The sequence below is a fragment of the Rhodococcus sp. MEB032 genome, assembly GCF_030208925.1.
GTDB classification, from domain to species: domain Bacteria; phylum Actinomycetota; class Actinomycetes; order Mycobacteriales; family Mycobacteriaceae; genus Rhodococcus_F; species Rhodococcus_F qingshengii.
Map to the genome: position 1 here is coordinate 137,880 of NZ_JARVSY010000001.1, position 16,050 is coordinate 153,929.

The 16,050-nt window shown below is 62.7% G+C and carries 16 protein-coding genes; 8 read left to right on the forward strand and 8 right to left on the reverse strand.

Annotation, left to right across the window (positions count from 1 at the left end; all coding sequences use genetic code 11):
- Nucleotides 1-54: 54 nt before the first annotated feature.
- Nucleotides 55-627: a TetR/AcrR family transcriptional regulator gene (locus QRN54_RS00655; RefSeq protein WP_285181436.1), complete on the reverse strand. Its 573-nt coding sequence runs from the start codon at nt 625-627 to the stop codon at nt 55-57.
- A 152-nt stretch (nt 628-779) separates the two neighbouring features.
- Between QRN54_RS00655 and QRN54_RS00660 the strand changes: the two genes are divergently transcribed.
- Nucleotides 780-1,307, forward strand: a complete 528-nt coding sequence (locus QRN54_RS00660) for a cupin domain-containing protein (protein ID WP_007734488.1) — start codon at nt 780-782, stop codon at nt 1,305-1,307.
- Nucleotides 1,308-1,341: 34 nt separating this feature from the next.
- Nucleotides 1,342-1,794, forward strand: a complete 453-nt coding sequence (locus QRN54_RS00665) for a MaoC family dehydratase (RefSeq protein WP_003945664.1) — start codon at nt 1,342-1,344, stop codon at nt 1,792-1,794.
- 4 nt (nt 1,795-1,798) lie between these two features.
- Here the strand turns inward: QRN54_RS00665 and QRN54_RS00670 are convergent, their stop codons facing one another.
- The 4 genes from QRN54_RS00670 to QRN54_RS00685 are packed head-to-tail and all read right to left on the reverse strand — an operon-like array spanning nt 1,799 to nt 5,591.
- Entirely contained in the window at nt 1,799-2,518 is a 720-nt protein-coding gene (locus QRN54_RS00670) for a DUF1707 SHOCT-like domain-containing protein (RefSeq protein ID WP_007734485.1), read from the reverse strand.
- A gap of 17 nt (nt 2,519-2,535) precedes the next feature.
- Nucleotides 2,536-3,168, reverse strand: a complete 633-nt coding sequence (locus QRN54_RS00675) for a response regulator (protein WP_047269712.1) — start codon at nt 3,166-3,168, stop codon at nt 2,536-2,538.
- A gap of 28 nt (nt 3,169-3,196) precedes the next feature.
- Entirely contained in the window at nt 3,197-4,420 is a 1,224-nt protein-coding gene (gene macS, locus QRN54_RS00680) for a MacS family sensor histidine kinase (RefSeq protein WP_285181437.1), read from the reverse strand.
- The gene (locus QRN54_RS00685; protein ID WP_007734480.1) at nt 4,413-5,591 is read right to left on the reverse strand and encodes an AI-2E family transporter; all 1,179 of its coding nucleotides are present in this window, start codon (nt 5,589-5,591) and stop codon (nt 4,413-4,415) included. The genes macS and QRN54_RS00685 overlap by 8 nt, the downstream gene beginning before the upstream one ends.
- 192 nt (nt 5,592-5,783) lie before the next feature.
- On the opposite strand from QRN54_RS00685, the gene QRN54_RS00690 reads away from it, so the two are divergent.
- Together QRN54_RS00690 and QRN54_RS00695 are read left to right on the forward strand one after the other, a co-directional pair.
- Nucleotides 5,784-7,262, forward strand: a complete 1,479-nt coding sequence (locus QRN54_RS00690; protein WP_003945952.1) for an adenylate/guanylate cyclase domain-containing protein — start codon at nt 5,784-5,786, stop codon at nt 7,260-7,262.
- 9 nt (nt 7,263-7,271) lie between these two features.
- The gene (locus QRN54_RS00695) at nt 7,272-8,378 is read left to right on the forward strand and encodes a lysylphosphatidylglycerol synthase transmembrane domain-containing protein (protein WP_042452628.1); all 1,107 of its coding nucleotides are present in this window, start codon (nt 7,272-7,274) and stop codon (nt 8,376-8,378) included.
- Here the strand turns inward: QRN54_RS00695 and QRN54_RS00700 are convergent.
- A complete protein-coding gene (locus QRN54_RS00700) occupies nt 8,375-9,055 on the reverse strand; it encodes a FadR/GntR family transcriptional regulator (RefSeq protein ID WP_283543191.1) in 681 nt (226 codons plus the stop codon). The genes QRN54_RS00695 and QRN54_RS00700 overlap by 4 nt on opposite strands.
- Before the next feature lie 163 nt (nt 9,056-9,218).
- On the opposite strand from QRN54_RS00700, the gene QRN54_RS00705 reads away from it, so the two are divergent.
- The 4 genes from QRN54_RS00705 to QRN54_RS00720 all read left to right on the forward strand — a co-directional run bounded on the left by QRN54_RS00705 (nt 9,219) and on the right by QRN54_RS00720 (nt 13,554).
- Nucleotides 9,219-10,955, forward strand: a complete 1,737-nt coding sequence (locus tag QRN54_RS00705; RefSeq protein WP_285181438.1) for a 2-isopropylmalate synthase — start codon at nt 9,219-9,221, stop codon at nt 10,953-10,955.
- A 78-nt stretch (nt 10,956-11,033) separates the two neighbouring features.
- Nucleotides 11,034-11,582 carry a YceI family protein gene (locus QRN54_RS00710; protein ID WP_003945643.1) on the forward strand — a complete coding sequence of 183 codons (549 nt, stop codon included), beginning with the start codon at nt 11,034-11,036 and terminating at the stop codon, nt 11,580-11,582.
- Between the two features lie 64 nt (nt 11,583-11,646).
- Complete coding sequence (locus QRN54_RS00715; protein WP_042453523.1) at nt 11,647-12,024, forward strand: DUF3054 domain-containing protein; 378 nt, start codon at nt 11,647-11,649, stop codon at nt 12,022-12,024.
- Nucleotides 12,025-12,081: 57 nt separating this feature from the next.
- Entirely contained in the window at nt 12,082-13,554 is a 1,473-nt protein-coding gene (locus QRN54_RS00720; protein WP_003945468.1) for a peptide MFS transporter, read from the forward strand.
- Nucleotides 13,555-13,560: 6 nt separating this feature from the next.
- On the opposite strand, the gene QRN54_RS00725 is transcribed toward QRN54_RS00720, so the two are convergent.
- Entirely contained in the window at nt 13,561-14,298 is a 738-nt protein-coding gene (locus QRN54_RS00725) for a sulfite exporter TauE/SafE family protein (RefSeq protein WP_003945554.1), read from the reverse strand.
- A 30-nt stretch (nt 14,299-14,328) separates the two neighbouring features.
- A complete protein-coding gene (locus QRN54_RS00730) occupies nt 14,329-16,008 on the reverse strand; it encodes an NTF2-like N-terminal transpeptidase domain-containing protein (protein ID WP_003945897.1) in 1,680 nt (559 codons plus the stop codon).
- Between the last annotated feature and the right edge of the window lie 42 nt (nt 16,009-16,050).

Here is a 16,050-nt window from a genome sequence, read left to right on the forward strand (position 1 = left end):
TGAGTAGTACTACTCGATCAGCCTGGGGACTTCTCGTACTCAACTGACAGGGCACTAACGCCGAGGTGCCGCGTTCCGCAATCGTTCGGACAGAAGCCGACCCGAAGTGTGAAGCGGAGCGGGATCCTGACGCGCCCGAGCAAGGACCAGCGCGCCCTCGAGTGCGGACAGAGCGAGAATTGCCTCGGACTCGGCGTCTTCGCGGGACCAACCGTCTGCCTCGAGGCGCTGAGCCAGCAGTGCGAGCCACGAGTTGTACCCATCCGCACAAGCACCGCGGATGACCTCGGATTCGGTTGCGGCATCCAGTGTTGCCGTAGCCAGGGCACATCCACGTACGTAGTCCGAATCCGACAAACGCGCAGCCAATGCGGCGGCGAATGCCGAGATCGCGGTGGCTGCATCGGGTGAGCTCTCCAGCAGGTGCCGGATGAAATCGGCCATTGCCTCGCCACGTCGCCTCAGAGCCTCGCCTGCGAGTTCTTCCTTGCCGCCGGGAAAGTGAAAGTACAAGGAACCTTTGGTAGTCGCACTAGCCGAGAGAACTTCCGACACCCCCGTTCCGGCGTAGCCCTTCCGCTGCAACAAATCGGCAGCGGCATCGACCAACAAATCCCTCGTAGACATACGTTCAATATACCGATCAGTACACATATCGACAACAGTTGAAGTGCATAAATTGTCAAAACCTTGCATCACTAGACCGATTGGTACATGATTCGGGAATCAACAAACCGGAGCACGGCCAACGACGCTCACGACGACGAAGGACTGAATCGATGTCACCGAATTCCCCGAACAACACCACCACGACCGTCCTCGGACCGGACGAAGACCTCGCCGGGACCCTCGCGGCCACCGGCGTCCGGATGATGGTTCGAAACAAACAAACCGAGGGAGGTTTCTCTCTTGTACAACACCGCATCGCTCCGCATTCGATGACCTCACCGGTCCATCGCCACAGCCGGGAAGACGAGTACACGGTGGTTCAAAGTGGCCGCGTCGCAGCGATGGTCGGAGACGAGGTCGTCTACGCGGAGACCGGCGCCATGATCTTCAAACCGCGTGGCCAGTGGCACGCCGTGTGGAATCCCGACGACGCTCCAGCACGGATTCTCGAAATCATCACGCCCGGAGGGATGGAAGACCTGTTCGAACTGATGCCGAAACTACTGGCCGAAGCAGGTTCCGCCGCGGAATCGGTTGCAGCGCGGGTAGAAGCAGACTTCGGGATCGAATTCGATCTCGTTGCCACCGCCGAGATCGCACAGACACACGGTGTGGGATTCGGCATCGAAAGTCACTGACCGACTGTCAGCACCTACCGATCGAGGAAAATTCATGCTTGTACTCACCGGAGCAGAAGACCTCAGCGCCAACCTGAACCAAGAGCTGGGCGTCAGCGACTGGCACGATGTCACCCAGGAGTCCATCGACGAGTTCGCCCGGGTCACCGGCGACGATCAGTGGATTCACGTCGATGTGGATCGCGCGAAGGAGTCGCCGTTCGGCGGAACCATCGCGCACGGCAACTACACGCTCTCACTCGGCCCCAAGTTCTCGTACGCAATGTTCTCGCTCGAAGGTTTTGCGTTTGCTCTCAACTGCGGATTCGACAAGGTCAGGTTGCCCGCTCCGCTTCCGGTCGGCTCTCGTGTCCGCATGCGCGCGACGTTGAGCAAAGTCGAACCGATCAACGGCGGTGTCCAGATCACGGTGACGCAGACGTTCGAACGAGAACACGGTGACAAGCCCGTGTGCGTCGCCGAGATGTTGACCCGCGCGTATCACTGAAAGGTCAGGAGCCGAACATCTTTCGGATCGTGGTACCGAAGGGATGCTTCGCGGTGACACTGCCGAATCGCACCTTGCCGTGCACCACCAGATGCAGCGGGCCCATCTGTGGGCCGGAACGAACCTTGTTCGACGCGCTTCCCCCGACTGCCTCGACACCGTTCATGTCCACCGTCGCCTCTTCGGGAACGATCAGTGAAATCGAGCTGGCGTAGTCGTCGATCGAGATGTTCACGACCTGCGTCTGCATCACCGCACGCGTGAAATCGATAGTCACACTGGACATTCTGGTGTCGACCACGACAGCTGGTGGAACGATCCAGGCACCGTTCCGCGTCACCGTCGCCATTCGTCCACGGATCACGGCAGCATTTGCCGCTCCGTAAGTACCTACAACCGGAGCCCCGACGGGAGCGCGGTAAGGCGGGCTCGGGTGAACCGGCGGCGGTTGGGGTTGGTACGTCGGCGCCGGGTAGGGCTGGCCTTGGTACATCGGCTGACCCGCATTGGGATACGCGGGTGGGTCGTAGTCGGAGATCAGTGTGATGCCCGGAAGATCGGCGAGAACCGAGTTGAGCTCACCTCGTGTCTTTGCGGCCAAGGCAGTGTCCATGCGCTCGGTGAACTCACCGAGCGAGAGCATCCCTTGACCGACAGCTTTCTGCAGCAGCTCGCCGACATGCTCTCGTTCGGCATCGGATACGCGTAGATTCCTGGCCTCCATGATTTCCAGGATAAACGTTATTCGAGACCTTGTTCTATCGCGTATCGCGTGAGCTCGACGCGATTGGCCAACTGAAGCTTCCGAAGCGTTGCCTGCACATGGTTTTCGACGGTCCGGTGGCTGAGCGAGAGCCTCGTGGCGATCTGTTTTGCGCTCAGCCCCTTGGCGACAAGACGGAGCACTTCGGTCTCACGGTCGGTGAGCCGAGGCAGCTCGGGTGCGCGATCGTCGGCCGGTGCCGTCGACATCCGGCGGTACTCACCGAGCACCAATCCGGCGAGGCCGGGGGTGAAGACGGCTTGTCCGTCGAAAGTCGCTCGCACGGCCTCGAGCAGTTCCGCCACCGAAGCACTCTTGACCAGGTAACCCGACGCTCCGGCTTTGACCGCGTCGAGGACGTCGTCACGTTCGGCAGAGGCCGAAAGCACCAGTACCTTGCTCTTCGGCGAAACCTCGAGAACTGCGGTGGTGGCGTCGGCACCGTTTCCGTCCGGCAGGTTCATGTCCATCAGAACCACCGCCGGTTGCACGGCGGCGGCCCGGCGGCGCGCACTCTCGACACCCTCCGCCGTGGCGCTCACGGTGAAGCCGGCAGCTTCGAGGTCCCGGGAGACACCGTCGCGCCACATCGGGTGATCGTCGACGACCATCACCGTCACCGGATTCTCGCCATGTTCGTCAGCCACGCTCACTTTTCCCCTTCGGAACGTTGATCTCCCATTCGGTGCCCTCCCCCGGCCCGGTTTGCAGGACTGCAGTGCCGCCGAGCACCTGCACTCGGCCGAGAATGGACTTCGATACTCCCATGCGGCCTTCGGCTTCGGCCTGCGCCAAGCGACCCTCGGGGATTCCGACGCCGTCGTCGCGGATGCTGACGATCACCTCGTCCGGCAAATCTTCGAGCAATACGTATCCCTTCGCCGCGGGCCCGGCGTGCAGCCCGACATTGGACAGAGCATTGTCGACGATGGCTGCCAGTTCGATGGCTCGATCACGCTCGATCACCACGGGGTGCGCGGGCGTCGACACCGACACCGACGTGCTTGCCTGCGTGGTCAACAGCGGACACAGATCCACTGTCTGTCCGCCGACGTCTGCCGCGGCGCCCGAAACCTGCTCGGAGATCAGCATTCTCAAGGCGACCTCCTGCTCACCGGCCAGAGCAGCCAGTTCAGCTGCCTCGCCGCCGAGTGCCGCACCTCGCCTGCGCACCATCGCCAGCACCTGCAGAACGCCGTCGTGTACTTCGCGTGCCAAACGCTCGCGCTCTTCGGTGGCCGCCGCCAGACGGACGGCTTGCTCGAGTTGTCGATGCGAGCGCCGAGCGGTGGTGGTGGCCAAGCCCAACGCCAGACCGACCGATACGAGCACGGGAGCCGTCGCATCGCGCCAGAGGTCCAGGTTGACCTGGTCGCGGACGATCGCGCTGGCCGCCGAGATGACAACTCCGGACGCCATACCGAGCCACGGCCCGCCGAGAATTGCCGCGGAGATGACCGCGTTGGTGGCCCACAGCGTGGTGGGCAGCGTCTGGTGATTCTGATACCACTCGTGGTCGGAGACCAGCCTCGTCGACGCCATCAGCAACATGACGACCACCTGATCGGCGATCACCACCTGATACCGCGGCAGCTTCTTCCCGAACAAAGCACCGGATGTCCCGAGCAACAGTGCCGACACCCCGGTCCACACGGCCATCAGAGCGACGAAGAACCAGCTGAGCCGAGAGTTGGTGTAGTCGGAGGCCGAGGCGAACTGGTAGCTGATCGCGTACACCAGCGTGACGAGCCGAAATGCCTGCGCCGCCCGCCACAGCGGGGCATCAGGGTCGGTGTCGACACCCGACGCCTCGCGAACGGTCGGCTGATAGTGCAGCCGACGACGGCGGGTGGGCTCAGTCATCGGGAGGAGTGGGGTTCACGATGCGAGGCTCGGCGCGCGGCTCGTCGGGTTCGGCGGGGAACAGTGGGGTTTCCGGATCTTCGACGTGCAGTTCGGCGTACGCGATGTCCGGGTCGTCGGCGAGGAGGGAACGAATAGCGGTATTCAGGACCGCGACGATCGGAACAGCCAAGAGCCCGCCGACGATTCCAGCGAGAACGATGCCCGTTGTAATGGCGAGAACGACTGCCAGCGGATGCAGGCGAACAGCGCGACCCAACAACAGCGGTTGCATCACGTGCGCTTCGAGCTGCATGACGCCGATGATGATGCCGAGGACAATCAGCGCCGTCAGGAAACCCTTCGTGACCAGAGCGACAAGCACCGCGAGAAAACCGGTCAGAAATGCACCGACGATCGGAATGAACGCGCCGATGAACACCAACGACGCCAGCGGCAGGGCGAGCGGCACCCCGAGGATCGCCAGGCCGGCACCGATACCGATCGCGTCGGCGGCGGCAACCGCGACCGTGGCGCGCACGTAGCCGATCAGCGACCCGAAACCTGCAGAACCGGCGATCCGTACGCGACGACGCGCGTCGGTGGGAACGATCCGGGTGACGAACTGCCAGATCTGATCGCCGCCGTAGAGGAAGAAGATGAGAGTGAACAGCGTCAGCAATGCCCCGGTGAAGATCTCGCCGATGACTGTCGCCGTGGTCAAGGCGCCGCTGGTCAGGGACTCACGATTGGATTGCACCGACTTGACGACCGAATCACCTGCCTGGCGGATCTGATCCTCGCTGAAGTGCAGCGGACCGCTGGTGAGCCAGTTCTGAATTTGCGTGACGCTGGCCGTGAACTGGTCAGTGAGCTGGGGCAACCCGTCGATGAACTGCTCGACGACAAACGTCATGATTCCCGCGACCAGTCCGATCGAGGCAAGCAGAACAACGATGACGGCTGCCGAGCGGGGAACACCCCACACCTGTAGCCGATCGACAATCGGGATCAGCAGAGCTGATGCCAGCAGAGCCAGCCCCACCGGGATGAGCACGGTTTCGAGGCGGAGTACGACGTACCCGAGAACCAACAGTCCGGCGAAGATCACAATGAGGCGCCACGACCATTCCGCAGCGATGCGCACGCCGGGATGCACCGCCCGAGCGTCGGCGGAGATGGGTTTGTTCATCCTCGATGCTCGCTCCGCACGCCCCCTGTTTGCGTTCACATCGCGAGCCTAACCGGCCCGGCCGACACAGGTGAGCGGACGAATAATCGGACGCGCGTACCAACACTTCGACCTCTGCCAGCTAAATTGAACCCTGTGCGGGCCTCATACAGAGCAATAGCGGTGACCATCCGCAGCCGGTGGCCCCTCTATATGCTCTCCATGCTCGCAGCCAATCTGATCGGCGCGGTACTGGTCTTTGCCTTCGTCCGGTACGGCGTGCCGATCCAGGAGTCCGACGCGATAGTTGCCGACCGGGTCCGCAACTTCGCGATCTTCGGCGTGTACCTGGCATTCGCCGGCGCCGTCAGCCTCACGGCGGCGGCGATGATGTTGAAGTCGGTCATTCGCTGGCGGCTGCGCGGGGGTCCACCGACGAGGTCCGAGCAGATGGCGGCACTGCACGCGCCGCTTCGCCAGGCCATCGTCCACCTGGTGCTGTGGATTCTGGGCGGCATCATCTTCGTGTTCCTGACCATCACCGAGATGCCCGGACTCGCGATCGCCGTGATCGTGACGGTCTGCATGGCCGCGACCACGACCTTCGGGTTCACCTACATGCTCGGCGAGCGCATTTTGCGTCCGGTCGCCGCCCAGGCCTTGAGCGAGGGCGAATTCGATCGGACCATGGCGCCTGGCGTCGGAACCCGGCTGGCGATGACCTGGGGACTCGGCACGCTGATGCCCGTCGCAGGCATCATCTTGCTGTGCTCGACGCAGCTCACGACCGATCTCGAGTTCTCCCCCGACTCGCTCGCGTGGGCGATCCTGCTCATCTCGATCATGGCGATCGTGCAGGCCTTTGCGCTGTCGATGCTGACGGCTACCCAGATCTCCGATCCGATCCGCCAACTGCGACGCGCCATCGAGCGGGTGCAGCGCGGCGCCACCGACGTACGCGTCGAGGTGTTCGACGGCAGTGAGATCGGCCGGCTGCAGGTCGGCTTCAACCGCATGATGAAAGAGTCCGACGAACGTCGTCTGCTGCGTGAGCTGTTCGGTCAGCACGTCGGCGAGGACGTGGCCCGGCGCGCGTTGAAGTTCGGTACCGAGCTGGGCGGCGAAACTCGATTCGTGGCAGTTCTGTTCGTCGACATGGTCGGATCAACCGGTGCCGCGGCCGAGCGCCCGCCGGGTGAAGTGGTCGAACTGCTCAACGAGTTCTTCCGTGTGGTCGTCGACGTCATCGATCGTCACCATGGTTTTGTCAACAAGTTCATGGGTGATGCGGCACTCGCCATCTTCGGTGCACCACTAGATCGGCCCGACGCTCCGACTGCGGCCTTGGCGGCGGCTCGCGAGCTGCGGTTCAAGCTCAACGACATCACCGGCCTAGACGTCGGAATCGGTGTGAGCGCGGGGCTCGCGGTCGCCGGCAACATCGGTGCTGCCGAACGTTTCGAGTACACCGTGATCGGTGATCCGGTCAACGAGGCGTCACGGCTCACCGAGCTCGCGAAACTTCGGCCCAGCCGGGTGCTGGCGTCGACGAGCGCGTTGTACTTCGCCGACGAAGAGGAACAGGCCGAGTGGGAACTCGGAGAGCAAGTCCAACTGCGTGGGCGCCGACGACTGACGCATCTGGCGTGGCCGGAAAAGTATCCAGAGGTCGATCCGGATCAAATTGGTTAGGGTGAGTCGATGGCTCAGCCTGGAAACACCCCACGGCGACTGAGACGACCACGCTCGCCCGTGGCCGAGACCAGTCGGGTCAGAGGGCGCTTCTGGTGGCTGAAGTGGCTGCTCGGGGTGGCTCTGATCGCTCTTCTGATCGTCGAAGGTGCAATTCTGTGGTCCAAGCTCAGTGAGTCCTGGCAAGCCTTGACCGAAATCCATTGGGGTTGGGTGGCCGCGTGCGTCGCGGCGCAACTCATTTCGCTCAGCGGATACGCGTCCGTTCAGCAACGTCTTCTCAATGCCGCCGGTGTGATTGCCGGTCACCTCAAGAACCTCTCGGTCATCTACGCCAGCACCGCGATGGCGCTGACGTTGCCAGCCGGCCAGGTCTTCTCGACCGCATTCACCTACAAGCAGACTCGGAAGTGGGGCGCTACACCGGTTGTCGCGTCTTGGCAGTTGGCGGTGTGTGGAGTGATCGCTGCGGCGACTTTGGCGCTGTTGGGTGCCGCGGGCGCGTTTGCCTTCGGCACCAAGGTCAGCCCTATAACGCTCACGATCTCGATCATCGGCATGGCGGCACTGTTCCTGGCGTTGCGATACATAGCCCAGAATCCCGGCAGTATCGAGCGAATCGGGCATCGAGTCCTAGCCCGCTACAACCGAATTCGCAAGAATCCGCTCGGCCACGGGATGCGACGCTGGTCCGAGATCCTGAAGCAACTGGATACGGTCGAGCTCAGCCGCACCGACTCGGTCATCGCATTCGGGTGGTCGGCCATCCATCGTGTCGCCGATGTCGCTTGTTTGGGTTTCGCATGTTGGGCTGTTGGCGCGGAGCCCTCTTTTGCTGGGCTCCTGATCGCTTTCGCCGCCGCAAAAGCAGTCGGCAGCATTCCGCTGGTTCCCGGCGGGCTGGGTTACGTCGACGCTGCTCTGGTCACCGCGCTGACGATCGCAGGGGCCGGCGGAGCGCAGGCAATCGCGTCGGTGTTCGTGTATCGGATGGTCAGCCTCGTCATGGTCGCTGTCGTCGGTTGGATCGTCTTCTTGATCACTTTCCGTGCAACCCACCACGAAGACCTCGAGATGGACCTCGAGTTCGAACGCCGAGAACAACCCGGCGTCTAGCGTCGCAACGCTGCTGCCATGTCGTCGAGGTGTGCCCGGCTGATCCGTACGGCTGCCTCCGCGTCGCCGACTTCGATGGCGTCCACCAACATTCGATGTTCGTCCGCGTCGGGCTGGCTGTGGGGATGCAGGTCCAGAACCGCGATCAACTCAATCAACGCAGCCCGCAGACGCGGTACAAAGGTCTCGAAGAGTTCCGACAGCACGGGATTGTGTGCCGCGTCCACCACTGCTCGGTGGACGGCGATGTCGGCGTCGACGAACGCTGCGTCGCCAGAGTGCGCTGCGGCAGTTCTACCGTCGAGCGCTTGCCGCAGAGCCGCGACGTCAACGGCATCGCGCCGCTGCGCGGCGAGGCGAGCTGCTTCGATCTCGACCGCGTTGCGCACCTCGACGACGTGAAGGATCGCCTCGGCTTCGAGCACTCGGGGCCACTGATCCGGAGGCGTCGTACTCCGTAGGAAGACCCCGGCGCCCTGCCGCGATTCGAGCATGCCGAGGCCCGCGAGAGTCCGCACTGCTTCCCTGATAGTGGACCGCCCGATACCCAACTGCGCAGCAAGAGTGGTTTCACCTGGAAGTTTGGCGCCGATTTCCCATTCACCGCTCACGATCCGCGCGCGTAGCAACTCCGCGGCCTGGTCGGTGAGCAGCCGACGCTCGACGATCGGGGACACGTGAACTCCTCAGGTTGTCTGATAAGTAATTTCGTTCTAGTGTAGCCCGCATGGCTACAGGAGCACTCCTTCTCGACTGCCGCGGCGGGGCCTGAAAGACCGGCACCCCTCCGCGGGGTTTCGCCATGCCGGTCTCTCGACTCGACCGCAGGAGAAACCGAAGATGAGTACTACCCGCGCCAACCGCTGGAACAATCAGAAGCCGTCACCCATGCCGTCCGAGCGCTATCGCGCCGCGTGGGATCGCGTCGACATTCCGACTTTCGAGCGGACGTGGCCGTCCAATCGCACCACCGCGGCGCCCCTGTGGGTGCCCGTCGATCTGCGTGACGGCAACCAAGCCCTCGCAGAACCGATGGACCCCGAACGCAAGCGTCGAATGTTCGAACTGATGGCGGCAATCGGCTACAAGGAAATCGAGGTCGGCTACCCCTCCGCGAGTCAGACCGATTTCGATTTCGTTCGCGACCTGGTGCGCTTCGATCTCGTTCCCGACGACGTCACTATCGTCGTATTCACCGCCGCGCGTACGGATTTGATCGAACGGACATATCAATCGATCGAGGGGCTGCCTGACGCGGTCGTCCACATGTACACAGCGACTGCGCCGACGTGGAGAAACGTCGTTCTCGGCAAGGAGCGAGAAGAGCTGCACGACATGATTTTCCGCGCCGCGCAAGACGTTGCTCGTGGCGGCGAAGGCCACGACGGCTGGCGATTCGAGTTCTCACCCGAGGTCTTCAACCTCACCGAACCCGACTACATCCTGCAGGTCTGCAACAGTCTCACCGAACTCTGGGACGCCAGTCCCGATCGCCCGGTCATCCACAACCTCCCTGCCACAGTCGAAATCGCCACCCCCAACATCTATGCCGATCAGATCGAATACATGCACCAGAATCTGGCCCGACGCGATTCGGTGATCCTCTCGGTCCACCCGCACAACGACCGCGGCACCGGCGTTGCGTGCGCCGAACTGGCAGTGCTGGCCGGCGCGCAGCGCGTCGAGGGATGCCTGTTCGGCAACGGCGAGCGGACGGGCAACGTCGACCTGGTCACACTGGGGCTGAATCTGCATGCACAGGGCGTCAATCCGGAAATCGACTTCTCCGACATCGACAAGATCCGTCGAACGGTGGAGTACTGCAACAGAATTCCCGTCCACGAACGCCACCCGTACGGCGGCGATCTCGTGTACACGGCATTTTCCGGAACCCACCAGGACGCGATCAAGAAGGGCTTCGCGCATCACTACGAGAGCGCGGAGGCTGCCGGCGTCGATCCGGGATCGGCGCCGTGGGCGGTCCCTTACCTGCCGATCGACCCCGCCGACGTCGGCCGCGACTACCAGGCGGTCATTCGTGTGAACAGCCAGTCGGGCAAGGGCGGAATCGCATATCTGCTGCAGACCGAGTACGGGGTCGAACTCCCCCGGCGCCTGCAGATCGACTTCGCCTCGCGGGTGCAGCTCGAAACCGACGACTCGGGCACCGAAATGACTGCCGACCAACTGTGGAAACTGCTGCTGCGCGAGTACGGGTACAACGGAGGAGTGCGTCGGTACTCACTGGAACACACCGCCGACGGTGATCAGTTGTTCGTTGCCATCGATCGCGACGGGCGCGAGGTCACCGCCGCGGCCAGTGCGTCCGGGCCGGTCGAGGCATTGAGCAAAATCCTGACCGAACAGGGCTCGGCCGTCGAGGTTGTCTCGCTCACCCAGCATTCACTGCCCCGCAACCCGAATTCTTCCGGGAGTGCGAATTCGGCAGTCACCATTGCAGAGTGCGTGGTGAACGGTGAAGGACGCTGGGGCATTGCGGTGCATCAGTCGGTGACAGCGTCGGCGCTTCACGCGGTCTATGCCGCAAGCACAAACACTGTGATGCAGCTCACATGATCTTGCGGAAGGATTTCCTGAGGTCCATAGTTGAAGCTACAAGAACTTGAACATTCAACTACTTATTCAGGAGCTTCCATGACCACCGCAACCTTGCCCGCTTTGACCGCCGGAACCTGGGTCATCGACACCGTCCACTCCACTGTCGGATTCTCGGTTCGCCACCTCATGGTTTCCAAGGTTCGTGGAACGTTCGACGAGTTCTCCGGAACGATCACCGTTGCCGAAGACGGAACCCCGGCCGTCGAGGCCGAGATCTCCGTGGACTCCATCAACACCAAGAACGAGCAGCGCGACGGCCACATCAAGTCCGCTGACTTCTTCGACGTCGAGAAGTTCCCGAAGGCCACCTTCAAGTCCACCGCGGTGCGATCCAAGGGCAGCGACTTCGTCCTCGCCGGCGACTTCACGCTCCACGGCGTCACCCGCGAGGTCGAGCTGAACCTCGAGTTCAACGGCGTCAACCCGGGCATGGGCCAGGGCCCCGTCGCCGGATTCGAGGCCACCACCGTCATCAACCGCAAGGACTTCGACATCTCCATCGAGATGCCCCTCGAAGGCGGCGGAGCAGTTGTCGGCGACAAGATCACGATCACCCTCGAGATCGAAGCCGGCCTCCAGGCCTAACAACACTGTGCGCCTTTATTAACCGCCCGCGGTTAATAAAGGCGCACAGTCGTATGGTGTGAGCGTGAAGAAGTACGCACCATTCCTGCTGATCGACGCCATTCTTGTCATAATCTTCTGCGCGATAGGGCGCCGTACCCACGAAGAAGCCAATGCGCTCGCCGGTCTGGCGAAGACATCCTGGCCCTTCCTGACCGGCCTGGTGATCGGATGGGCTGCCACGTTCGCGCTCTACCGCGACAAGTTCAACGCCGTTCTCCTTGTTCCCACCGGCGTTGTCGTTTGGCTCGGCGCCGTCGTCTTCGGGATGATCCTGCGAGTGTTGAGTGGCCAGGGCACCCAGTTCAGCTTCATCGTCGTCGCGACGCTGGTCCTCGGCGCGTTCCTTCTCGGTTGGCGCGCACTCGCTCCGCTGGTAGTGAGAATCCGCACCAAGTCGTAACCAAACTCCACGGCTCGGAACCACCCGAAATGCCCGAGCACGTAGGACACTTTTCGGATGAGCAACACTACGGAGCCCGTCGAACGTAGCGAGAAGGAAGACCGGGGGTTCTTCGGCCAACCCTTTGCGCTGGCGAACCTGTTCGGCGTCGAGATGTGGGAGAGGTTCTCCTTCTACGGGATGCAAGGCATCCTCATCTATTACCTGTACTACAGCGTCAGCGACGGCGGCCTCGGCATCAGCCAGGCGGCAGCGACCAGCATCGTCGGCGCGTACGGCGGCACCGTCTACCTGTCGACGATTCTCGGGGCGTGGGTGGCCGACCGACTGCTCGGCTCCGAGCGCACGCTCTTCTACAGTGCTTCGCTGGTGATGGCCGGCCACATCGCACTGTCGGTTCTTCCCGGCATGTGGGGTGTCGGCGTCGGCCTCGTCATGGTCGCTTTCGGGAGCGGCGGCTTGAAGGCCAATGCGACCTCTCTGGTCGGAGATCTCTATTCCGAACAGGATGTTCGCCGCGACGCCGGATTCTCCATCTTCTACATGGGCATCAACATCGGCGGTCTTGTCGGTCCGCTGCTCACCGGAGCTGTCCAGGACGCCTGGGGATTCCACGCCGGTTTTGCTCTCGCTGCCGTCGGCATGGCGCTCGGCCTGATCCAGTACACGCTGGGCCGCAAGCATCTTCACGGAATCGGTGCCGAACCAGGCAACCCGTTGCCGGCGGACAAGCGCGCACTCTACATCGGGATCGGCATTGCCGCGATCGTCGTCGTCGCGGTCGCCTCCGTCACCGGTTTGATCACGGCGGACAACATGTCCGACGTCGTTGTCGGACTCACGATCGTCGCGTCGGTCGGTTACTTCCTCCTCATGCTCACCAGCAAGAAGGTCACCAAGGTCGAACGCAGTCGAGTCTTTGCGTTCATCCCGATGTTCATCGCGAGCGCGGCCTTCTGGTCGCTGTTTCAGCAGCAGTTCACCACCGTGCCGGTGATCTCAGACAAGCTCCTGGACCGCAATCTCTTCGGTTGGGACTTCCCGCCGACGTGGGTACAGTCGATCAATCCGGTGTTCATCATCATCTTTGCCGGTGTGTTCGCAGCGATGTGGACCAAACTCGGTGACCGTCAGCCGTCGTCGCCGATCAAGTTCGCGCTCGGTACCGGCACGATGGGTCTGGCGTTCCTGGCGTTCATCCCGATCACCGGGGGCGGACCGAACAGTGCGCCGCTCCTCGGCCTTGCCGGTGTGCTTCTGCTCTTCACCTTCGCGGAACTCTTCCTGTCCCCCGTCGGCCTTTCCCTTGCAACCAAACTCGCGCCCGAGCATTTCCACACTCAGATGGTGGCGTTGTTCTTCTTGTCCGTTGCATTGGGTTCTTCGATGGCGGGAACCTTGGCCGGTTACTTCGACATCGACGACAGTCGCCCGTTCTTCCTGATCATCGGTTTCTCGTCGATCGGAATCGGAGTGATTCTTGCTCTTGCCTCGCCGTGGATCAAGAAGCTGATGCAGGGCGTGAAGTAGACGGGCTCACTTCACCCACAACCACAGAGCCAACACGAATCCCGCTATCGCTACTGCCACACGCAGTACCGATGGCGGGATTTTCTTGACGACGGGCGGGCCACACCAACCTCCGGCCAACGCGCCGAGCGCCATCGCCAACGCGGCCACCCAATGCACCTGTCCGGAGAATGCGAAGATGAGTGCAGCCACAAGATTGGCGATGCCGAGAAAGAAACTCTTCAGGATCGTTGCACGCCACACCGTTTCGGAAGTGAGGATGAGCGTCGCAGCCAGGAAGATGACGCCGGCACCGGCACCGAAATAGCCTCCGTATACCGCGACGGCGAACAGTGCTGCGGAGTAGATTCCGGGGCGGTCGCCGCCGCCGGACAACTCACGAATCTTCGGTTGCAGCAGCAGCGCGAGCGAGGCGAACACGACCATCGCCGGCACAACGGATTCGAACGAACCTTCCGGTGCCAACCACAGGATGAGGGCACCGATGATGCCACCGGCCGCCGAATAGAGAGACCAGCGAACAAGTTTCGGACCGGTATCGGCAACTTCACGGGACGAGTTCGCCAACGCTCCGACGCCGACGGCCACCAACGCGACGGTATTGGTCATGTTCGCGCTGACCGGTGAGAGCCCGACGCTCAGCAGCGCCGGATACGAAACGATCGATGCAAGACCGGTGACAAAACCGACTAGACCGCTGAAGAATCCCGCTACGACGAGGAAAAGGAAATCGAGCAGGTTCACGAACCAGGAATCTACTCGCGGTGCCCGGTACTACTTGTCGGCAGGCTTGCCGAGTTCCTGGAAGAGCTTGTCCGTCATCTGCATTGCTCGATCGCCGCCGTCGGCGTCTGCGACGAACACTGCGAATGCGAAGTCTCCGCGTGATCCGTAGAACCAGCGATCATCACCGCTCGCTGCACCGGCCGCCATCATGTCCGGGTACCCAGCCAGTCCGCCGGCGCCTCGCATGGCGTCACGCAGACGATTGTTGACGTCGCCGGGCAACGCCGTCGGCGTGACGTCGGCGGTAGCCGGTTGTCCGAAGACCATCATCGGCATCGGGGCACTGCCGCGGGCGATCGATGCCGCGAGCATCGCCATTCCGAACGGAGTTACCGTCGGCGCGCTCGCGTCGTTGGACGTCTTGTTGGCCATGACGTTGTTCATCGCCTGGTCCACGCCGGGGCGGTTCGCGGCAAGCACTGCTGTCTGCTGTTCGAGTCCCTGAATGTGGAAGCCGTTGCCGAGTCCGAGTTGCTGCCCGGTGTCGGCCAACTGCTCGGCTGACACGGCGCCGGGGTCGACGCCGTTCTGCATCGACGATGCGAGACGGACCAGATCGAGGGCGCCGCCGGCCGGGCGCAACCCGGTGAAGGCGATCGGGCCCTGTTCGATGGCCTGATTGTTCTGTGCGGCAGCCAGAATGGCGCCGTCCGACGGGCGGATCGCGACGATGGCCGCAGGAGTACCTGCACTGACGACAGCTTCGATCGCGGCGAGTTGAGCGTGCGAGTCGAGGGTCGCGGCGACGTCGGGGCCGGGAGGTCCCTGGAAGCCGGCTTGCTTGATCGGGAATCCGTTGGGCTCGACCAGATTGACCGCCCAGCCGGCGGTGGCGTCGCGATTGGCCTGCCACACGGTCCGCAGTGGGTCCAGCAACGGCGAGTTGATTCGACGGTCGGAGGCGATCAGCTTGGGTGTCTTGACCACGACGACACCGGGGATCGCAAAATCGCTTTCCAGGTAGGCGTAGTCGGGATCGCGGAGCAGTACGGCGGTGACGGGCTTGCCGGGGTTTGCGGCGAGGTCGGCCAACATCGACTCCGAAGTGACCAACGGGGCGACAGGTTCGAGCACCGTGGCGAGGCGACGAGTGGTGTCGACGGGGTCCGGCATGGTGGCCGGGTCGAGAGTGATCGCGTTGATGGTCTGCTCGTTCATGAGCAGGGTGCCGGTGCTGTCGACTACCTTCGGCGGCGCTGCGTCCGTGCGGGTGTACGAAACGGTGCGACCGTTGCCGAGGTCGGGGACGAGGACCGACGGGTCCCAGGACACACGCCAGCCGACCGACAGATCACGAACCTCACCCTGCGACTGGTAGCTCCAGTCCTTGCCTTCGCCGAAGTTCCAGGACGCGTCGAGTGTGAAGAGTCCGGAGTCGCTACCCAGATCCATGACCTGAGCGACGTCGAAGTCGGTGGACTTGGCGGCCAGTCCGTCGAACATCTGCTGGATCGACGGCCGCGCCGCGTTGGGGTACGACGTGAGCGCCGCGGCAGCTTCGGCGTCGTGGTTGTTGAGGGCGGTGACGAAGTCCTCCACCACCGAGGCGGCGTCGGATTTCTTCTCCCCACCGATGACACACGACGCGAGCGCCACTGTCAGAACGACAGCAGTTATCGACGCAACGACATATTTTCCACGACGGTTGTGCTGTCCTCCGGGCCCCATGCATGTAACTCTTTACTTCTGTCACACGAGTAACAAGCACGG